Source organism: Pseudomonas putida, from assembly GCF_001636055.1.
Lineage (GTDB): Bacteria > Pseudomonadota > Gammaproteobacteria > Pseudomonadales > Pseudomonadaceae > Aquipseudomonas > Aquipseudomonas machongensis.
Window position 1 is genome coordinate 527616 of the sequence record NZ_CP011789.1, and the last position, 14617, is coordinate 542232.

At 64.4% G+C, this 14617-nt stretch carries 19 protein-coding genes; 11 read left to right on the plus strand and 8 right to left on the minus strand.

Annotation, left to right across the window (positions count from 1 at the left end):
- The first annotated feature begins 25 nt into the window (after nt 1–25).
- Together AB688_RS02265 and AB688_RS02270 are read left to right on the plus strand one after the other, a co-directional pair.
- A complete protein-coding gene (locus AB688_RS02265) occupies nt 26–928 on the plus strand; it encodes a choline sulfate utilization transcriptional regulator (RefSeq protein ID WP_063541956.1) in 903 nt (300 codons plus the stop codon).
- Nucleotides 929–1007: 79 nt separating this feature from the next.
- The gene (locus AB688_RS02270) at nt 1008–1340 is read left to right on the plus strand and encodes a DOPA 4,5-dioxygenase family protein (RefSeq protein WP_054893397.1); all 333 of its coding nucleotides are present in this window, start codon (nt 1008–1010) and stop codon (nt 1338–1340) included.
- A gap of 90 nt (nt 1341–1430) precedes the next feature.
- Here AB688_RS02270 and trpA read toward each other — a convergent pair whose 3' ends face one another.
- Nucleotides 1431–2240 (minus strand): tryptophan synthase subunit alpha, encoded by an 810-nt coding sequence (gene trpA / locus AB688_RS02275; protein WP_054893396.1) that lies wholly within the window; start codon nt 2238–2240, stop codon nt 1431–1433.
- On the minus strand, nt 2237–3454 hold the full coding sequence (gene trpB, locus AB688_RS02280) for a tryptophan synthase subunit beta (protein ID WP_054893395.1): 1218 nt from the start codon (nt 3452–3454) through the stop codon (nt 2237–2239). The genes trpA and trpB overlap by 4 nt, the downstream gene beginning before the upstream one ends.
- 221 nt (nt 3455–3675) lie before the next feature.
- On the opposite strand from trpB, the gene AB688_RS02285 reads away from it, so the two are divergent.
- Entirely contained in the window at nt 3676–4569 is an 894-nt protein-coding gene (locus tag AB688_RS02285) for a LysR family transcriptional regulator (RefSeq protein ID WP_063541958.1), read from the plus strand.
- Here the strand turns inward: AB688_RS02285 and AB688_RS02290 are convergent.
- Complete coding sequence (locus tag AB688_RS02290; RefSeq protein ID WP_054893393.1) at nt 4566–4889, minus strand: DUF883 family protein; 324 nt, start codon at nt 4887–4889, stop codon at nt 4566–4568. The genes AB688_RS02285 and AB688_RS02290 overlap by 4 nt on opposite strands.
- Before the next feature lie 151 nt (nt 4890–5040).
- On the opposite strand from AB688_RS02290, the gene AB688_RS02295 reads away from it, so the two are divergent.
- Nucleotides 5041–5256, plus strand: coding sequence for a dodecin (locus AB688_RS02295; RefSeq protein WP_054893392.1), 216 nt, complete (start codon nt 5041–5043; stop codon nt 5254–5256).
- 110 nt (nt 5257–5366) lie between these two features.
- Nucleotides 5367–5588 (plus strand): DUF1161 domain-containing protein, encoded by a 222-nt coding sequence (locus AB688_RS02300; RefSeq protein ID WP_054893391.1) that lies wholly within the window; start codon nt 5367–5369, stop codon nt 5586–5588.
- A 124-nt stretch (nt 5589–5712) separates the two neighbouring features.
- On the opposite strand, the gene AB688_RS02305 is transcribed toward AB688_RS02300, so the two are convergent.
- Nucleotides 5713–6717, minus strand: a complete 1005-nt coding sequence (locus tag AB688_RS02305) for an LLM class flavin-dependent oxidoreductase (RefSeq protein ID WP_063541960.1) — start codon at nt 6715–6717, stop codon at nt 5713–5715.
- A gap of 157 nt (nt 6718–6874) precedes the next feature.
- Here AB688_RS02305 and AB688_RS02310 point away from each other — a divergent pair, with 157 nt between their 5' ends.
- The gene (locus tag AB688_RS02310; protein ID WP_063541962.1) at nt 6875–7300 is read left to right on the plus strand and encodes an OsmC family protein; all 426 of its coding nucleotides are present in this window, start codon (nt 6875–6877) and stop codon (nt 7298–7300) included.
- Nucleotides 7301–7365: 65 nt separating this feature from the next.
- Complete coding sequence (locus AB688_RS02315; RefSeq protein WP_063541964.1) at nt 7366–7599, plus strand: DUF1161 domain-containing protein; 234 nt, start codon at nt 7366–7368, stop codon at nt 7597–7599.
- 37 nt (nt 7600–7636) lie between these two features.
- Here AB688_RS02315 and AB688_RS02320 read toward each other — a convergent pair whose 3' ends face one another.
- Both AB688_RS02320 and AB688_RS02325 read right to left on the minus strand, forming a co-directional pair.
- Complete coding sequence (locus AB688_RS02320; protein WP_054893387.1) at nt 7637–8050, minus strand: hypothetical protein; 414 nt, start codon at nt 8048–8050, stop codon at nt 7637–7639.
- A gap of 45 nt (nt 8051–8095) precedes the next feature.
- Entirely contained in the window at nt 8096–8509 is a 414-nt protein-coding gene (locus AB688_RS02325) for a hypothetical protein (RefSeq protein ID WP_063541966.1), read from the minus strand.
- Between the two features lie 66 nt (nt 8510–8575).
- Between AB688_RS02325 and AB688_RS02330 the strand changes: the two genes are divergently transcribed.
- Nucleotides 8576–9667 (plus strand): aminopeptidase, encoded by a 1092-nt coding sequence (locus AB688_RS02330; RefSeq protein WP_063541968.1) that lies wholly within the window; start codon nt 8576–8578, stop codon nt 9665–9667.
- A gap of 31 nt (nt 9668–9698) precedes the next feature.
- Here the strand turns inward: AB688_RS02330 and AB688_RS02335 are convergent, their stop codons facing one another.
- Both AB688_RS02335 and AB688_RS02340 read right to left on the minus strand, forming a co-directional pair.
- Nucleotides 9699–10349 (minus strand): HAD family hydrolase, encoded by a 651-nt coding sequence (locus AB688_RS02335; RefSeq protein WP_054893384.1) that lies wholly within the window; start codon nt 10347–10349, stop codon nt 9699–9701.
- Between the two features lie 102 nt (nt 10350–10451).
- Nucleotides 10452–11000: a gamma carbonic anhydrase family protein gene (locus AB688_RS02340; RefSeq protein WP_054893383.1), complete on the minus strand. Its 549-nt coding sequence runs from the start codon at nt 10998–11000 to the stop codon at nt 10452–10454.
- A gap of 66 nt (nt 11001–11066) precedes the next feature.
- On the opposite strand from AB688_RS02340, the gene prlC reads away from it, so the two are divergent.
- The 3 genes from prlC to AB688_RS02355 all read left to right on the plus strand — a co-directional run bounded on the left by prlC (nt 11067) and on the right by AB688_RS02355 (nt 14564).
- On the plus strand, nt 11067–13154 hold the full coding sequence (gene prlC, locus AB688_RS02345) for an oligopeptidase A (RefSeq protein ID WP_054893382.1): 2088 nt from the start codon (nt 11067–11069) through the stop codon (nt 13152–13154).
- Complete coding sequence (locus tag AB688_RS02350) at nt 13151–13429, plus strand: YheV family putative zinc ribbon protein (protein WP_054893381.1); 279 nt, start codon at nt 13151–13153, stop codon at nt 13427–13429. The genes prlC and AB688_RS02350 overlap by 4 nt, the downstream gene beginning before the upstream one ends.
- A gap of 79 nt (nt 13430–13508) precedes the next feature.
- Nucleotides 13509–14564, plus strand: a complete 1056-nt coding sequence (locus AB688_RS02355; RefSeq protein WP_063541970.1) for a PA0069 family radical SAM protein — start codon at nt 13509–13511, stop codon at nt 14562–14564.
- The last annotated feature ends 53 nt before the right edge of the window (nt 14565–14617 follow it).

A 14617-nucleotide genomic window follows, 5' to 3' on the forward strand; every position in this document is an offset into this window, starting at 1 on the left:
GCAATGACTGGGATTAGCTGAGCTTATGTTTGAGCACCTTGCGGGCATGTCACTGGAAAGCTTGCGCGTGTTTGAGGCGGCGGCGCGTCTGCGCGGTTTTACGGCGGCGGCACTGGAGCTGGGCACCACCCAGCCGGCTGTGAGCCAGCAGGTCAAGCGGCTTGAGGCGCAGCTGGGCACGCGCCTGTTCGACCGGATCTACCGGGGTATCGCGCTGACGGATGCGGGCCAGTCGCTGTTCGAGCAGGTCCACCAGGGTTTGCAGGCGATGGATGAAGGCATTGCCGAGGCCAGCGGTCGTGGGCAGCGCGAGGTGCTGCAGGTGGCCACCGACTTCGCCTTTGCCGCTTTCTGGCTGATGCCCCGGCTGCAGCGTTTTCACGAGGCTTATCCACAGGTGGACGTGAGCCTGGTGACCGGCGAGCGCAGCCAGGGGATGTTGCGCCCCGATATCGATGTGGCCGTGCTGTTTGGCGACGGGCGCTTTCATCAGGGCGAAAGCCGCTGGTTGTTCGATGAAGAGGTCTTTCCGGTTTGCAGCCCTCGGCTGACTGATGGCAAACCCTTGTCAGCCGTGGCTTTGCAACGCTTGCCGTTGTTGCATTTGCGCGGTGAGCAGGCCAGCCGCTGGTTCGATTGGGCCGGAGTGTTTCGTGGCTTTGGCCTGGCGAGCCCGCCGCCACCGGGGCAGCTGCGGTTCGACAACTACACCCTGCTGATCCAGGCGGCAATCGCCGGGCAAGGTGTCGGGATTGGCTGGGGGCATCTGGTCGATGGGCTGGTCGAGCAGGGATTGCTGTGCCGGCCGGTGGAAGGGAGTTTGCGTTCGTCGCGTGGGTATTACGTGGTGTTGCCCCCGCGCAAGCGGCGTGGGGCGTTGATCGAACGGTTCGTGGAGTGGCTGGAGCGCGAGCGAGGGACTCAGTGATGCCGTCACGGAGCAGGCCCGCGACGAGGCCCTCCGGCGTATAGTCCTACCCGCAACCCCCCGCATTTCAGGAGCTATCGTGCAAAGGATCAAGGGCTACCATGCCCACGTGTACTACGACGCCTCGACCCAGGAACAAGCCCGGCAACTGTGCGAAGAGGCGGCTCGGCTGTTCCCCGTGACCATGGGCCGCATGCACCAGAAACCGGTCGGCCCGCACCCGGACTGGAGTTGCCAACTGGCCTTCGGGCCGGAGGTGGTGGGTGTGGTGTTGCCGTGGCTGGCGCTGTATCGCAGGGGCTTGGTGGTGTTTTTGCATCCACTGACCGGCGATGAGCTGGCGGACCATCGCGATCATGCGATCTGGATGGGGGCGATCAGGCCATTGGACCTGTCGATCTTCAAGCAATAGCGGTGATCGATTCGCCGGTGAACCCGCTCCCACAGGGTTCGGTGTCATTCCTGTGGGAGCGGGTTCACCCGCGAAGAAAGCGCTACCGGATCAGCGGCGAGCGCCGCGCACCCCTTCAGCCAGCGCCGAGCACAGGCTCAGTACATCGCTCACAGCCTGCTCGGGTGACTTGGCCTGGGCGATCTTGTCGACCAGTGCCGAGCCCACCACCACGCCGTCGGACAGCTTGGCGATCGCTGCAGCCTGCTCCGGCGTGCGGATGCCGAAACCGACGCTGATCGGCAGGTCGGTATGGCGACGCAGGCGGGTGATGGCCTCCTTGACGTGCTCGGTGGTCGCCGAGCCCGCACCGGTTACACCCGCCACCGACACGTAGTAGACGAAACCCGAGCTGCGCTCGAGCACACGTGGCAGACGCACGTCGTCGGTAGTCGGGGTGGTCAGGCGGATGAAGTCGATGCCCGCGGCCTGGGCCGGGGTTGCCAGCTCGGCGTCGTGCTCTGGTGGCAGGTCGACGATGATCAGGCCATCGACGCCAACGGCCTTCGCCTCGGCGACGAACTGTTCCACGCCAAAGCGATGGATCGGGTTGTAGTAGCCCATCAGCACGATCGGCGTGGTCTGGTTGCCGACGCGGAATTCGCGGACCATCTCCAGGGTTTTCGCCAGGGTCTGGCCGGCTTCCAGGGCGCGCAGGGTGGCGAGCTGGATCGCCACGCCGTCGGCCATCGGGTCGGTGAAGGGCATGCCCAGCTCGATCACGTCGGCGCCGGCGTCGGGCAGGCCCTTGAGGATTTCCAGCGAGGCCTGGTAGCCAGGGTCGCCTGCGGTGATGAAGGTGACCAGCGCCGAGCGGCCTTCGGCCTTCAGGTCGGCGAAACGTTGTTCAAGACGGCTCATGCCTGTTTCTCCTGGGCAGCCATGTGGTTCATCACGGTTTGCATGTCTTTGTCGCCGCGGCCGGACAGGCACACGACCATCAAGTGATCCTTGGGCAGGCTCGGGGCGCGCTTGATCGCCTCGGCCAGGGCGTGGGAGCTCTCCAGCGCCGGGATGATGCCTTCGAGGCGGCAGGTGGCGTGGAAGGCGTCCAGGGCCTCGTCGTCGGTGATGCTGACGTATTCGACCCGCTTCACTTCGTGCAGGTAGGCGTGCTCGGGGCCGATGCCGGGGTAGTCCAGGCCTGCGGAAATCGAGTGGGCATCGGTGATCTGGCCATCGTCGTCCTGCAGCAGGTAGGTGCGGTTGCCGTGCAGTACGCCAGGGACTCCACCATTGAGGCTGGCGGCATGCTTGTCGGTGTGCACACCATGGCCACCGGCTTCGACGCCGATGATCTGCACGCTTTCGTCTTCGAGGAAGTTGTGGAACAGGCCCATGGCGTTGGAGCCGCCGCCGACGCAGGCGACCAGGCTGTCCGGCAGGCGGCCTTCCTTCTCGTGCAACTGGGCGCGGGTTTCCTTGCCGATGATCGACTGGAAGTCGCGAACCATCGCCGGGTAAGGGTGCGGGCCGGCCACGGTGCCGATCAGGTAGAAGGTGTCTTCGACGTTGGTGACCCAGTCGCGCAGGGCCTCGTTCATGGCGTCTTTCAGGGTGCCGGTGCCGGCGGTGACCGGAACGATCTCGGCGCCCAGCAGCTTCATGCGGAACACGTTGGCCTGCTGGCGCTCGATGTCGGTGGCGCCCATGTAGATCACGCAAGGCAGGCCGAAGCGCGCAGCGACGGTGGCGGTGGCCACGCCGTGCATGCCGGCGCCGGTCTCGGCGATCAGGCGCTTCTTGCCCATGCGCTTGGCCAGCAACACTTGGCCGATGCAGTTGTTCACCTTGTGCGCGCCGGTGTGGTTGAGTTCTTCACGCTTGAAGAAGATCTTCGCGCCGCCGCAGTGCTCGGTCAGGCGCTCGGCGAAGTACAGCGGGTTGGGGCGGCCGATGTAGTCGCGCTGGAAGTAGGCGAGTTGCTCGAGGAACTCGGGGTCGGCCTTGGCCGCTTCATATTCGCGGGCCAGGTCCAGGACCAGGGGCATCAGGGTTTCGGCTACGTAGCGGCCGCCGAACGAGCCGAACAGGCCATTGGCGTCAGGGCCGGGGCGGTATTGGGACTGGGACATGGGGCGCTCCATAGGGGTCTGGATTGGATATCGTGTTGCCTTCTTCGCGGGCAAGCCCGCTCCCACAGAAACGGTGTGATGCTCAATACGGCACTGCACTTGTGGGAGCGGGCTTGCCCGCGAAGAGGCCACCACTGATCGATGGGCCTACTCTACCCAGCGCAACGTCCCCTGAAAACCGATAAGATTGCGACAACTCGTCAGGAAAACTCACAAGTCAAATGCCCCAGGACCTCCCACCCCTCAATGCCCTGCGCGCCTTCGAGGCCACTGCCCGGCTGAACAGCGTCAGCCAGGCCGCCGAACAGCTGCACGTGACACATGGCGCGGTGAGCCGGCAGATCAAGGTGCTCGAGGAGCATTTGGGCGTTGCCCTGTTCGTCAAGGATGGGCGTGGCGTCAAACTCACAGATGCCGGGGCTCGCCTGCGTGATGCCAGCTTCGATGCCTTCGATCGCCTGCGCAGTGTGTGCGCCGAACTCAGCCGCGATGTCAGCGATGCGCCCTTCGTACTGGGGTGCTCCGGCAGCCTGTTGGCGCGGTGGTTCATTCCTCGCCTCGGGCGTTTGAAGGCCGATCTGCCTGAGCTGCGCCTGCACTTGTCGGCCGGAGAGGGGGATCTCGATCCGCGCCGCCCAGGGTTGGATGCATTGCTGGTGTATGCCGAGCCGCCGTGGCCCGCGGACATGCAGGTGCATGTGCTGGCCGAGGAACGTATCGGGCCGGTGCTCAGCCCGCACTTTCCCGGCTTCGAGCGTCTGCACCAGGCCCCTGCGCGTGCCCTGTTGGGCGAGGCCCTGCTGCACACCACCTCGCGCCCTCAGGCGTGGCCGACCTGGGCTGCGCAGCAAGGGTTGGATGCCAGTGCGCTGACCTTCGGCCAGGCATTCGAGCACCTGTACTACCTGCTGGAGGCAGCGGTGGCCGGTTTGGGGGTGGCGATCGCGCCGCAACCGCTGGTGGCGGACGACCTGCGAGCGGGACGCCTGGCGGCGCCGTGGGGGTTTTCGCCGACGCCGGCGGCGTTGGCGCTATGGGTGCCGCGGCGCGCCGCAGATGGGCGCGCCGAGCAGTTGGCGCAGTGGTTGCGCCGGGAGTTGCAGGCGCAGGGTTAGTTGCGACGGCACAGCAGGTAGGCGGCGAGCAGACCCAATGCGCCAACGGCCACGCCAGCCGTGGTCCAGGGGTGTTCCTGGGCGTAGTCACGGGTGGCGATGCCGGTTTCCCGGGTGCGGGTCTTCACTTCTTCGTAGGCGTCGGTCAGCAGGCTGCGCGAATGCTTGAGAGCGTTCTGGGCGTTGCCGCGCAGCGCCTTCATGGTTTTCTGCGTTTCTTCCGAAGCATCGCCTTTGAGGTCTTCCAGCGTCTTGAGCAGGCTTTCGATCTCAGCTTCCATGCTTTCCAGTGAGGTCTTGCGCAGTGCGTTACGGGCCATGTGGACTCTCCTTCGCTGAGTAGGGTGTAAAGAGTGCGACTGCGCGATGTGGCGAAAGTGCGATCGAACTTTCACCCGAGGCGATGGCTCGCAGGTAAACCGGGCCTGCGCTGCTAGGCTCAATCCAGCACATCATTCAAGGAGAGCGCTCATGTCCGATCATCACACCTACAAGAAGATTGAACTCGTCGGTTCCTCGCCCACGAGTATCGAAGATGCGATCAACAATGCCCTCGCCGAAGCCGGCAAGAGCATCAAGCACCTGGAGTGGTTCGAGGTGGTCGAAACTCGTGGTCACATCCGTGACAACAAGGCCGCGCATTTCCAGGTCACGCTCAAGGTCGGGTTCCGCATCGCCAACAGTTGAAACAGTGCGGGGATAGCCTGTTCCTGCTTTATGGCGTATGACTTCCAGGGGGCACCGGTACATGCCGGCGCCCTATTCTGCTTTTTTGATCCGCATAAGGAACGGTAACGATGAAGAAAGTGTTTCTGGCAGTGGGCCTGATGATGCTGGCCGGTGGTGCCATGGCGGCAGGCAAGCCGTGCGAGGAGCTCAAGAGCGAAATTGCAGCCAAGCTCGATGCCAAGGGCGTTCAGGGGTATACGCTGGAGATCGTCGACAAGGGCACGCCGGCCGGCAAGGTGATTGGCAGTTGCGAGGCCGGGACCAAGGAAATCGTCTATCGCCGGGGTTGAGGCGACGCTGAGCTCAACCGAACGCTGTAAGTGTGGGAGCGGGTTTACCCGCGAAAAAGACACCGCGTTGCCTTGTACAGGCTACACGTTTTTTTCGCGGCGCACGCCCTCCCACAGGTGGCATTTACTCGCCCTTCAACGCCTGCGCCAGCAGCTCGTACGAGCGTAGCCGGTCCGCATGTTCATACAAGTCGCAGGTAAAGATCAGCTCATCTGCGCCTGTCTGCTCCAGCAGCACCTCCACCTTCGCCCGCACCTTCTGCGGGCTACCGATCATCGCCAGCCCGAGGAAGCTCCCCACCGCATCACGCTCATGGGGCAGCCACAGCCCGTCCATGCTTTGCACGGGTGGGCGCTGCATCAGGCTCTGGCCGCGGATCAGCGCGAGGATGCGCTGGTAGACCGAGGTCGCCAGGTATTCGGCCTTCTCGTCGCTGTCCGCCACCACCATCGGGATACCCAACATCACGTAGGGTTTGTCCAGCGTCGTCGATGGCTTGAAATGGTCGCGGTAGATGCGGATCGCCTCGTGCATGTAGCGCGGCGCAAAATGCGAGGCGAAGGCGTAGGGCATGCCACGCATGCCGGCCAGTTGCGCGCTGAACAGGCTCGAACCCAGCAGCCACATCGGTACTTCGGTGTCATAGCCGGGCACGGCGATGACTTTCTGATCGTCGGTGCGCGGGCCGAGGTAGCGCGACAGTTCTTCGACATCATCGGGGAAGTCGTCGGCGCTGCCAGAGCGCTCGCGGCGCAGGGCGCGGGCGGTCATCTGGTCGGAGCCGGGCGCGCGGCCCAGGCCGAGGTCGATGCGACCGGGGTAGAGGCTGGCCAGGGTGCCGAACTGCTCGGCGATCACCAGCGGCGCATGGTTGGGCAGCATCACCCCGCCCGAGCCGATGCGGATGCGCGAGGTCCCGCCGGCGAGATAGCCCATCAGCACCGAGGTCGCCGAGCTGGCGATGCCGTCCATGTTGTGGTGCTCGGCCACCCAGAATCGGTTGTAGCCCAAACGCTCCACATGCTGCGCCAGGTCCAGCGAGTTGCGTAGCGACTGGGCTGGGCCGGCATCGGCGCGCACGGGCACCAGGTCGAGGGTGGATATCTTCAGGTCGCGCAGCTGCGTCATCGGAGCCTCCGCAGGAAAGTGATTGGCCAAGGGCCTTTGTGACTCTGTATGGGCACCCGGCGATGGATTCAATGGTTGGCTATGGATTGATCTGAACTTGCTGTAGGCAGTGTCCTCAGAATCCGTAGTGACACCCACTGAACAACCAGGAGGCATCATGAAAAAGACAGCATCGGCGATCTGGCAGGGAGGGCTCAAGGATGGCAAGGGCCTGCTGTCCACCGAGAGTGGCGCCCTCAAGCAGAATCCCTATGGCTTCAATACCCGCTTCGAAGGATCGCCTGGGACCAACCCCGAAGAGCTGATCGGCGCGGCCCACGCGGGCTGCTTCTCGATGGCGCTATCGATGATGCTGGGTGAGGCCGGGCTGACGCCCGAGCGCATCGACACCATCGCTGAAGTCACCCTCGACAAGCAGTCCGATGGCTTTGCCATCACCGCCGTGCACCTCACCCTCAAGGCCAAGGTGCCTGGTGCCAGTGAGGCGCAGTTCCAGGAGATCGCCAACAAGGCCAAGGCGGGATGTCCGGTGTCCAAAGTGCTCAACGCGACGATCAGCCTGGATGCGACGCTGCTCTCGTAGGTGAGGCGTTGCTTGCTGTAGTCTGGAAGGGTCGGCAGCTTGCCTGCCCTTTGAGGAGCCGTTCCATGATCCGCGTAGCATTCGCCGTGCTGGCTTCGTTGCTGGCCACCTCCGCGCTGGCGGCAGTCAAGCCGTGCGAGGAGCTCAAGACCGAGATCGAGGCGAAGATCCAGGCGGCTGGGGTGCCTTCCTACACCCTGGAAATCGTACCGAACAGCGAAGTCAGTGATCAGAACATGGTCGTTGGCAGCTGCGATGGCGGGACCAAGAAGATCATCTACCAGAAGAACGACCAATAGCGGTCGTTGCAGCGGGGTCGCAGTGCGACCCCGTTGTTCATGGAATGCAGAAGATGTTGCTTGGCTCGTCCACGAGCACCTGGCGATTGGCGTCGTACAGGTATACCTGCGGCTGCATCGCCGGGGCCCGGGCTTCGAGGCGATAGCGTTCGCCGGCCTTGAAGTTGTCGAAGCGCACGGTCAGGTAGCAGGTGCGCTCGGTCGGGCTGGTGGTGAAGAGCCCGGCAGTCAGCTCGTAGTCGAAGCGCACCACCAGTTCGTGGCGGCCCGGCGTGATTTGGAAGTAACGGCCGTCGTCGAGGCGTTTGCCATCGAGCTTGTCGGCCATGATGGTGCGACCGGGGGTGACGGTGTAGAGATCGACCCAGGCCTGGGCCGGGTCTTTGGGTGGCAAGGGGCTGGCGCAAGCCCCCAGTGCACTGAGGGCGATCAGCATCATGGGCTGGCGCATGACGAAACTCCGCTTGCGGGTCACAGGTTACAAGCATAGCGCTGATCAGGTGCGCTGACAGCCTGCTGGCAGGCCCTGGCCGATCAGTTTCTGCTGTCCGTCATAGAGTTTCACCCAAGGGCGCAAGCCAATGCTGCCGGCTTGCAGGCTGTAGCGCTGGCCGGCGCTGAAATCCTTGAAGGTCAGGTTCAGTTGGCAGTCGCGCCACAGTGGCTCGTCGACCGGGCCGATATTGCTCGGGGAGACTGGAAACTGGTAACGCACCGTCAGTTCATGGCTACCTGGCGGCACTTCGAAATAGCGGTTGTCGGCCCAGTCGCGCTCGTCCACCTGCACGGCGTGCAGCGAGGTGTCGTCGTCGCGGGCGAGGTCGATCCAGGCCTGGTTGGGATCGGGGTCGGGCAAGGTGGAGCAGGCGCTCAGCAGCCCGAAGGTGCCGACGGCAAACAGTGTACGCATGGCGAAAGGGTCCCCTGGCGAGATAGTCTTGGAACGCACAGGCCTTGAGCGGGATGAACAGCCCTGATGTTTCGACTTTTTCTGCTACAGCGCTCAGGCCACCGGGCTCTCGACCGCGTTTTCAGCCCTTTTGTTCCGCTGCTGGCCGCGCTCCTGCTGAGCGGTTGCGGCAGCCTCGGCTACTACGGCCAACTGGCCGAAGGGCAATGGCAACTGCTGCGTGCACGCCAGCCGGTGGAGCGCATGCTGGCCGATCCTGCGACTGACGAACGGCTGCGCCAGCGCCTGCTGCATGCCGAACAGGCCCGCACCTTCGCCAGCGAGCACCTGAAGCTGCCGGACAACCGTAGCTACCGGGTGTACGCCGATCTTGGCCGGCCTTATGTGGTGTGGAATGTGTTCGCCACGCCGGAGTTGTCGCTGCAGCCGGTCACTCACTGCTTCCCCATCGCCGGTTGCGTCGCCTACCGCGGCTACTACCGCCAGGGTGCGGCGCGCGGCGCGGCAACGCTGATGCGCGAGGAGGGGCTGGATGTGTACGTCGGGGGTGTCGAGGCTTACTCGACCCTGGGCTGGTTCGACGATCCGATCCTCTCGTCGATGGTGGGCTGGGGCGAGGAGCGCCTGGCCACGCTGATCTTTCACGAGCTGGCGCACCAGCGCTTCTACGTGAAGGACGACACCGAATTCAACGAGTCCTTCGCCACCTTCGTCGAACAGGAGGGCACGCGGCAATGGCGCATGGCGCGCGGGCTTGCGGCGGCTCACGAGGATGGGGCGCGGCAGCGTGAACAGTTCATCCGCCTGGTGCTGGCGAGTCGCGAGCGCCTGCAGGCGATCTATGCCGGGACGCTTGCTGATGCCGACAAGCGGGTGGCCAAGCAGGCCGAGTTCGCGCGATTGCGACGTGAATACCGCGAGCTGCGCGATCGGGACTGGGCCGGTGATCGCCGTTATGACGCCTGGGTGTATGGGCCGATGAGCAACGCCAAGCTGCTGCCGTTCGGCCTGTATGACCAGTGGGTGCCGGCGTTTGCGGCGTTGTTTCGTGAGGCAGGCGGGGACTGGACGCTGTTCTATCAGCGGGTCGAGCACTTGGGGCAGCAGCCGATCGATCAGCGAAAAGCGGCCTTGCAGCGGTTGATGGCACAGCCTTGATATGCCGGGGCCGCGCGCGGCCCCGTGGCCATCAAGCCTTGATGAACGCCCGGTGCAAATCTGCCACCGTGTCGAAATGAAACTCCGGCGCCTCGGCCACCAGCTCTTCGCGGCTGCCGAACCCGTAGCCCACCGCTACAGCCTGCAGGCCATTGCTGCGGGCGCCGATCAGGTCGTGCTTGCGGTCGCCGATCATCAGGGTCTGCGCCGGGTCCAGGCGTTCTTCGTCCAGCAGATGGCGGATCAGCTCGACCTTGTTGGTGCGGGTGCCATCCAGCTCACTGCCGTAGATCACCTTGAAATGCCGGTCGAAGGCGAAATGGCGGGCGATCTCGCGGGCGAACTCCCAAGGCTTGGAGGTTGCGACGTAGAGGGTGCGGCCCTGGCCATTGAGCGCTTGCAGCAGTTCCGGCACACCGTCGAACACCAGGTTCTCGTACAGGCCGGTGACCCGGAAACGCTCGCGGTAGAAGTTGACCGCCTCCCAGGCCTTGGCCTCGTCGAAGCCGTAGAACTGCATGAAGGCCTGCAGCAAGGGCGGGCCGATGAAGTGCTCGAGGCGGGTCAGGTCGGGCTCGTCGATACCCAGCTTGGCCAGGGCGTACTGGATCGAGCGGGTGATGCCCAGGCGGGGGTCGGTAAGGGTGCCGTCAAGGTCGAAGAGAATGTTTTGCTGGTGCATGTATGCGGTTCCACTCAAGTCTTGCGTCGACTGCTTCGCGGGCAAGCCCGCTCCTACAGGATCATCACAGAGCCTGTGGGAGCGGGCTTGCCCGCGAATGCGTCATTCCGGTTGATCGTAGCCTTCGGCCAGGTGCTGGTCCTTGAGCTTCACGTAGTTGCTGGCGCTGTAGGGGAAGAACGCGCGTTCCTTTTCGTTCAGCGGCCGGGCCTGCCTTACCGGGCTGCCGACATACAGGTAGCCGCTCTCCAGGCGCTTGCCGGGCGGTACCAGGCTGCCTGCGCCGATGATCACCTCGTCCTCGACGATGGCGCCATCCATGATAGTGCTGCCCATGCCGACCAGGATCCGGTTGCCCAGTGTGCAGCCGTGCAGCATCACCTTGTGACCGATGGTCACTTCGTCGCCGATGATCAGCGGGAAGCCGTCCGGGTTGAAGGGGCCGGCGTGGGTGATGTGCAGCACGCTGCCATCCTGCACGCTGGTGCGCGCGCCGATGCGGATGCGGTGCATGTCGCCGCGCACCACGGTCAGCGGCCAGACCGAGCTGTCTTCACCGATCTGCACGTCGCCGATCACCACCGCCGAACGGTCGACGAAGGCGCGTGGGCCGACTTTCGGCGTGTGTTCCCGGAAGGTCCGGATGGCCATGATAGTGTCCCTCTGCAATGCCGATAGGCAGGCTGCCTGCTGCGGTCGGCGTCGATTGTAATTAAGATGGTCCCGTGTTTCTCCTGCCAAGGTATCCAAACCGTGAGTGCGAACAACCCGCTTCTGCAGTCCCACGACCTGCCACCCTTCTCCGCAATCCGCGCCGAACACGTGCTGCCGGCGATCGAGCAGATCCTGGCCGACAACCGCAAGGCCATCGCCGATATCCTCGCGCAGCAGGGCAAGAATCCCTCCTGGGCCGGCCTGGTGCTGGCGATGGACGAACTCAACGACCGCCTGGGCGCGGCCTGGAGCCCGGTCAGCCACCTCAATGCGGTGTGCAACAGCAAGGAACTGCGCGAGGCCTACGAGTCGTGCCTGCCGGCGCTGAGCGCCTATTCCACCGAGATGGGGCAGAACCGCGCCCTGTTCGATGCCTACCAGGCGCTGGCCAACAGCGCCGAGGCCGCCAGTTTCGACGTGGCGCAGAAGACTATTCTCGAGCACGCCCTGCGTGACTTCCGTCTGTCGGGCATCGACCTGCCGGCCGACAAGCAGCAGCGCTACGCCGAAGTGCAGAGCAAGCTCAGCGAACTGGGCAGCCGCTTCTCCAACCAGTTGCTCGACGCCACCCAGGCCTGGACCAAGCACGTCACCGACGAAGCCGCGCTGGACGGCCTGACCGAATCGGCCAAGGCGCAGATGGCCGCCGCTGCCCAGGCCAAAGGCCTCGACGGCTGGCTGATCACGCTGGAATTCCCCAGCTACTACGCGGTGATGACCTACGCCAGCGACCGCGCGCTGCGCGAAGAACTGTACGCCGCCTACTGCACCCGCGCGTCCGACCAGGGCCCGAACGCTGGGCAGTTCGACAACGGCCCGGTGATGGCCGAGATCCTCGACCTGCGTCAGGAACTGGCCGCGCTGCTGGGCTACGCCAACTACGCCGAGCTGAGCCTGGCCACCAAGATGGCCGAATCCAGCGACCAGGTGCTGAGCTTCCTGCGTGACCTGGCCAAGCGCTCCAAGCCGTTCGCGGCCCAGGACCTGGAGCAGCTCAAGGCCTACGCCGCCGAGCAGGGCACCCCGGAGCTGGCCAGTTGGGACGCCGGCTATTACGGCGAGAAGCTGCGTGAGCAGCGCTACAGCGTGTCGCAGGAAACCCTGCGTGCCTACTTCCCGATCGACAAGGTGCTGAGCGGCCTGTTCAGCATCGTCCAACGCCTCTACGGCATCGAAATCGCCGAACTCAAGGGCTTCGACGCCTGGCACCCGGATGTGCGCCTGTTCGAGATCAAGGAGAACGGCCAGCACGTCGGGCGCTTCTTCTTCGACCTCTACGCCCGTGCCAACAAGCGCGGCGGCGCCTGGATGGACGGTGCCCGCGATCGTCGCCGCACCGCGGCAGGCGCCTTGCAGAGCCCGGTGGCCAACCTGGTGTGCAACTTCACCCCGGCTGCACCGGGCAAGCCGGCGCTGCTCACCCACGACGAAGTCACCACGCTGTTCCACGAGTTCGGCCACGGCCTGCACCACCTGCTCACCCGCATCGAGCATGCCGGTGTGTCGGGCATCAACGGTGTGGCCTGGGACGCGGTCGAGCTGCCGAGCCAGTTCATGGAGAACTGGTGCTGGGAGCCTGAAGGCCTGGCGCTGATTTCTGGCCACTACGAGACCGGCGAGCCGTTGCCCCAGGACCTGCTGGACAAGATGCTGGCGGCGAAGAACTTCCAGTCCGGGATGATGATGGTGCGCCAGCTGGAGTTCTCGCTGTTCGACTTCGAGCTGCACGCCACCCATGGCGACGGCCGCAGTGTGCTGCAGGTGCTCGAGGGCGTGCGCGATGAGGTCACGGTGATGCGTCCGCCGGCCTATAACCGCTTCCCCAACAGCTTTGCGCACATCTTCGCTGGCGGCTATGCGGCGGGCTACTACAGCTACAAGTGGGCCGAAGTGCTGTCGGCCGACGCCTTCTCGCGCTTCGAGGAAGAAGGCGTGCTCAATGCCGAGACCGGCCGCGCGTTCCGCGAGGCGATCCTGGCCCGGGGCGGTTCGCGCGAGCCAATGGTGCTGTTCGTCGATTTCCGTGGTCGTGAGCCTTCCATCGATGCGCTGCTGCGTCATAGTGGCCTGACCGAGGATGCGGCGGCATGAGTGAGGGCGTCGTGATCAAGACCAAGAAACGCTTTATCGCCGGGGCGGTATGCCCGGCGTGCAGCGAGCCCGACAAGTTGATGATGTGGAACGAAGACGGCGTGCCACACCGCGAGTGTGTGGCCTGCGGCTTCACCGACACCCTCAACGAGCAGGGCTTGTCGGTGCCCAAGGAGCTCGGTACCCGGGTAAACCAGCAGGCGGTCAAGGCCGAGCCGGTAAAGGTGCAGACGGTTCAGTTCTTCCCGAATCCGAAACTCAAGAAGCCGGATTGACCCTGTCCGCCTGACGGCACTGGTCTTCTGAGCAAACCCGGATTACTGTATTCATATACAGTAATCCGGGTTTTCCACCATGAAACCAACCCCAGTCCGTGGTCGCGGTACTGCCACCAACCCCCACAACCGCTTCGCCCCCAGCCATTCGGTGGTCGAGGACGACGGCTGGCACCAGGAAGTCCCACTCACCCAGGGCACCGAGGTGCGGATCGAAACCGCCAAGACCATCATCGCCCGCAACACCTCGCCCGACCTGCCCTTCGACCGTTCGATCAACCCCTACCGCGGTTGTGAACACGGCTGCATCTATTGCTACGCCCGGCCCAGCCACGCCTATTGGGACCTCTCCCCCGGCCTCGACTTCGAGACCAAGCTCATCGCCAAGACCAATGCCGCCGAGGTGCTCGAACAGCAGTTGAGCAAGCCGGGCTATGTCTGCGCCCCGATCAACCTCGGCGCCAACACCGACCCTTACCAGCCCATAGAGCGCGAGCATCAGTTGACCCGTCGCCTGCTCGAGGTGCTGCTGCGCTACCGGCACCCGGTGACCATCGTCACCAAGGGCTCGCTGGTGCTACGAGATCTGGACATCTTGAGCGAACTGGCCAGCCAGCGCCTGGCGCGGGTGATGATCAGCCTGACCACCCTCGACGACGAACTCAAACGCACCCTCGAGCCCCGCGCGGCGGCACCCAAGGCGCGCCTGCGGGCGATCCGCGTGTTGCGCGAGGCGGGTGTGCCGGTGGGGGTGCTGTGTTCGCCGATGATCCCGATGATCAACGACAGCGAACTGGAGCACCTTCTGCAGGCCGCCAGGGAGGCTGGCGCGCAGAGCGCCGCCTACATGATGCTGCGCCTGCCGCTGGAGGTGGCGCCGTTGTTCGAACAGTGGTTGCAGGACCATTATCCGCAGCGTGCGGCCCACGTGCTCAGCCTGATTCGTCAGAGCCGGGGTGGTGAGCTGTATGACAGCCGCTTTGGCGCGCGGATGCGGGGTGAAGGAGTCTTTGCCGAGCTGCTGGCGCAGCGTTTTCGCAAGGCTTCGCGGCAGTTGGGTTTTGAAGGGCGGGAGGGGCTGGCTCTGGATTGCACGTTGTTCTGCCCACCTGGGGAGCAGATGGCGTTGTTTTGAGACGCTGAAGGTTTTGTGGAAACGGGTTCACCCACGAAGAACCCCCACCGTAC

Bases quoted from the DNA above. Each gene is read 5' to 3' on its own strand.
- AB688_RS02285 (WP_063541958.1), top strand. From the start codon at position 3,676: ATGCCCCAGGACCTCCCACCCCTCAATGCCCTGCGCGCCTTCGAGGCC.
- trpA (WP_054893396.1), bottom strand. From the start codon at position 2,240: ATGAGCCGTCTTGAACAACGTTTCGCCGACCTGAAGGCCGAAGGCCGC.
- AB688_RS02300 (WP_054893391.1), top strand. From the start codon at position 5,367: ATGAAGAAAGTGTTTCTGGCAGTGGGCCTGATGATGCTGGCCGGTGGT.
- prlC (WP_054893382.1), top strand. From the start codon at position 11,067: ATGGTCCCGTGTTTCTCCTGCCAAGGTATCCAAACCGTGAGTGCGAAC.
- AB688_RS02315 (WP_063541964.1), top strand. From the start codon at position 7,366: ATGATCCGCGTAGCATTCGCCGTGCTGGCTTCGTTGCTGGCCACCTCC.
- AB688_RS02310 (WP_063541962.1), top strand. From the start codon at position 6,875: ATGAAAAAGACAGCATCGGCGATCTGGCAGGGAGGGCTCAAGGATGGC.
- AB688_RS02265 (WP_063541956.1), top strand. From the start codon at position 26: ATGTTTGAGCACCTTGCGGGCATGTCACTGGAAAGCTTGCGCGTGTTT.
- AB688_RS02340 (WP_054893383.1), bottom strand. From the start codon at position 11,000: ATGGCCATCCGGACCTTCCGGGAACACACGCCGAAAGTCGGCCCACGC.
- AB688_RS02335 (WP_054893384.1), bottom strand. From the start codon at position 10,349: ATGCACCAGCAAAACATTCTCTTCGACCTTGACGGCACCCTTACCGAC.
- AB688_RS02295 (WP_054893392.1), top strand. From the start codon at position 5,041: ATGTCCGATCATCACACCTACAAGAAGATTGAACTCGTCGGTTCCTCG.
- AB688_RS02350 (WP_054893381.1), top strand. From the start codon at position 13,151: ATGAGTGAGGGCGTCGTGATCAAGACCAAGAAACGCTTTATCGCCGGG.
- trpB (WP_054893395.1), bottom strand. From the start codon at position 3,454: ATGTCCCAGTCCCAATACCGCCCCGGCCCTGACGCCAATGGCCTGTTC.
- AB688_RS02290 (WP_054893393.1), bottom strand. From the start codon at position 4,889: ATGGCCCGTAACGCACTGCGCAAGACCTCACTGGAAAGCATGGAAGCT.
- AB688_RS02320 (WP_054893387.1), bottom strand. From the start codon at position 8,050: ATGCGCCAGCCCATGATGCTGATCGCCCTCAGTGCACTGGGGGCTTGC.
- AB688_RS02355 (WP_063541970.1), top strand. From the start codon at position 13,509: ATGAAACCAACCCCAGTCCGTGGTCGCGGTACTGCCACCAACCCCCAC.
- AB688_RS02330 (WP_063541968.1), top strand. From the start codon at position 8,576: ATGTTTCGACTTTTTCTGCTACAGCGCTCAGGCCACCGGGCTCTCGAC.
- AB688_RS02305 (WP_063541960.1), bottom strand. From the start codon at position 6,717: ATGACGCAGCTGCGCGACCTGAAGATATCCACCCTCGACCTGGTGCCC.
- AB688_RS02325 (WP_063541966.1), bottom strand. From the start codon at position 8,509: ATGCGTACACTGTTTGCCGTCGGCACCTTCGGGCTGCTGAGCGCCTGC.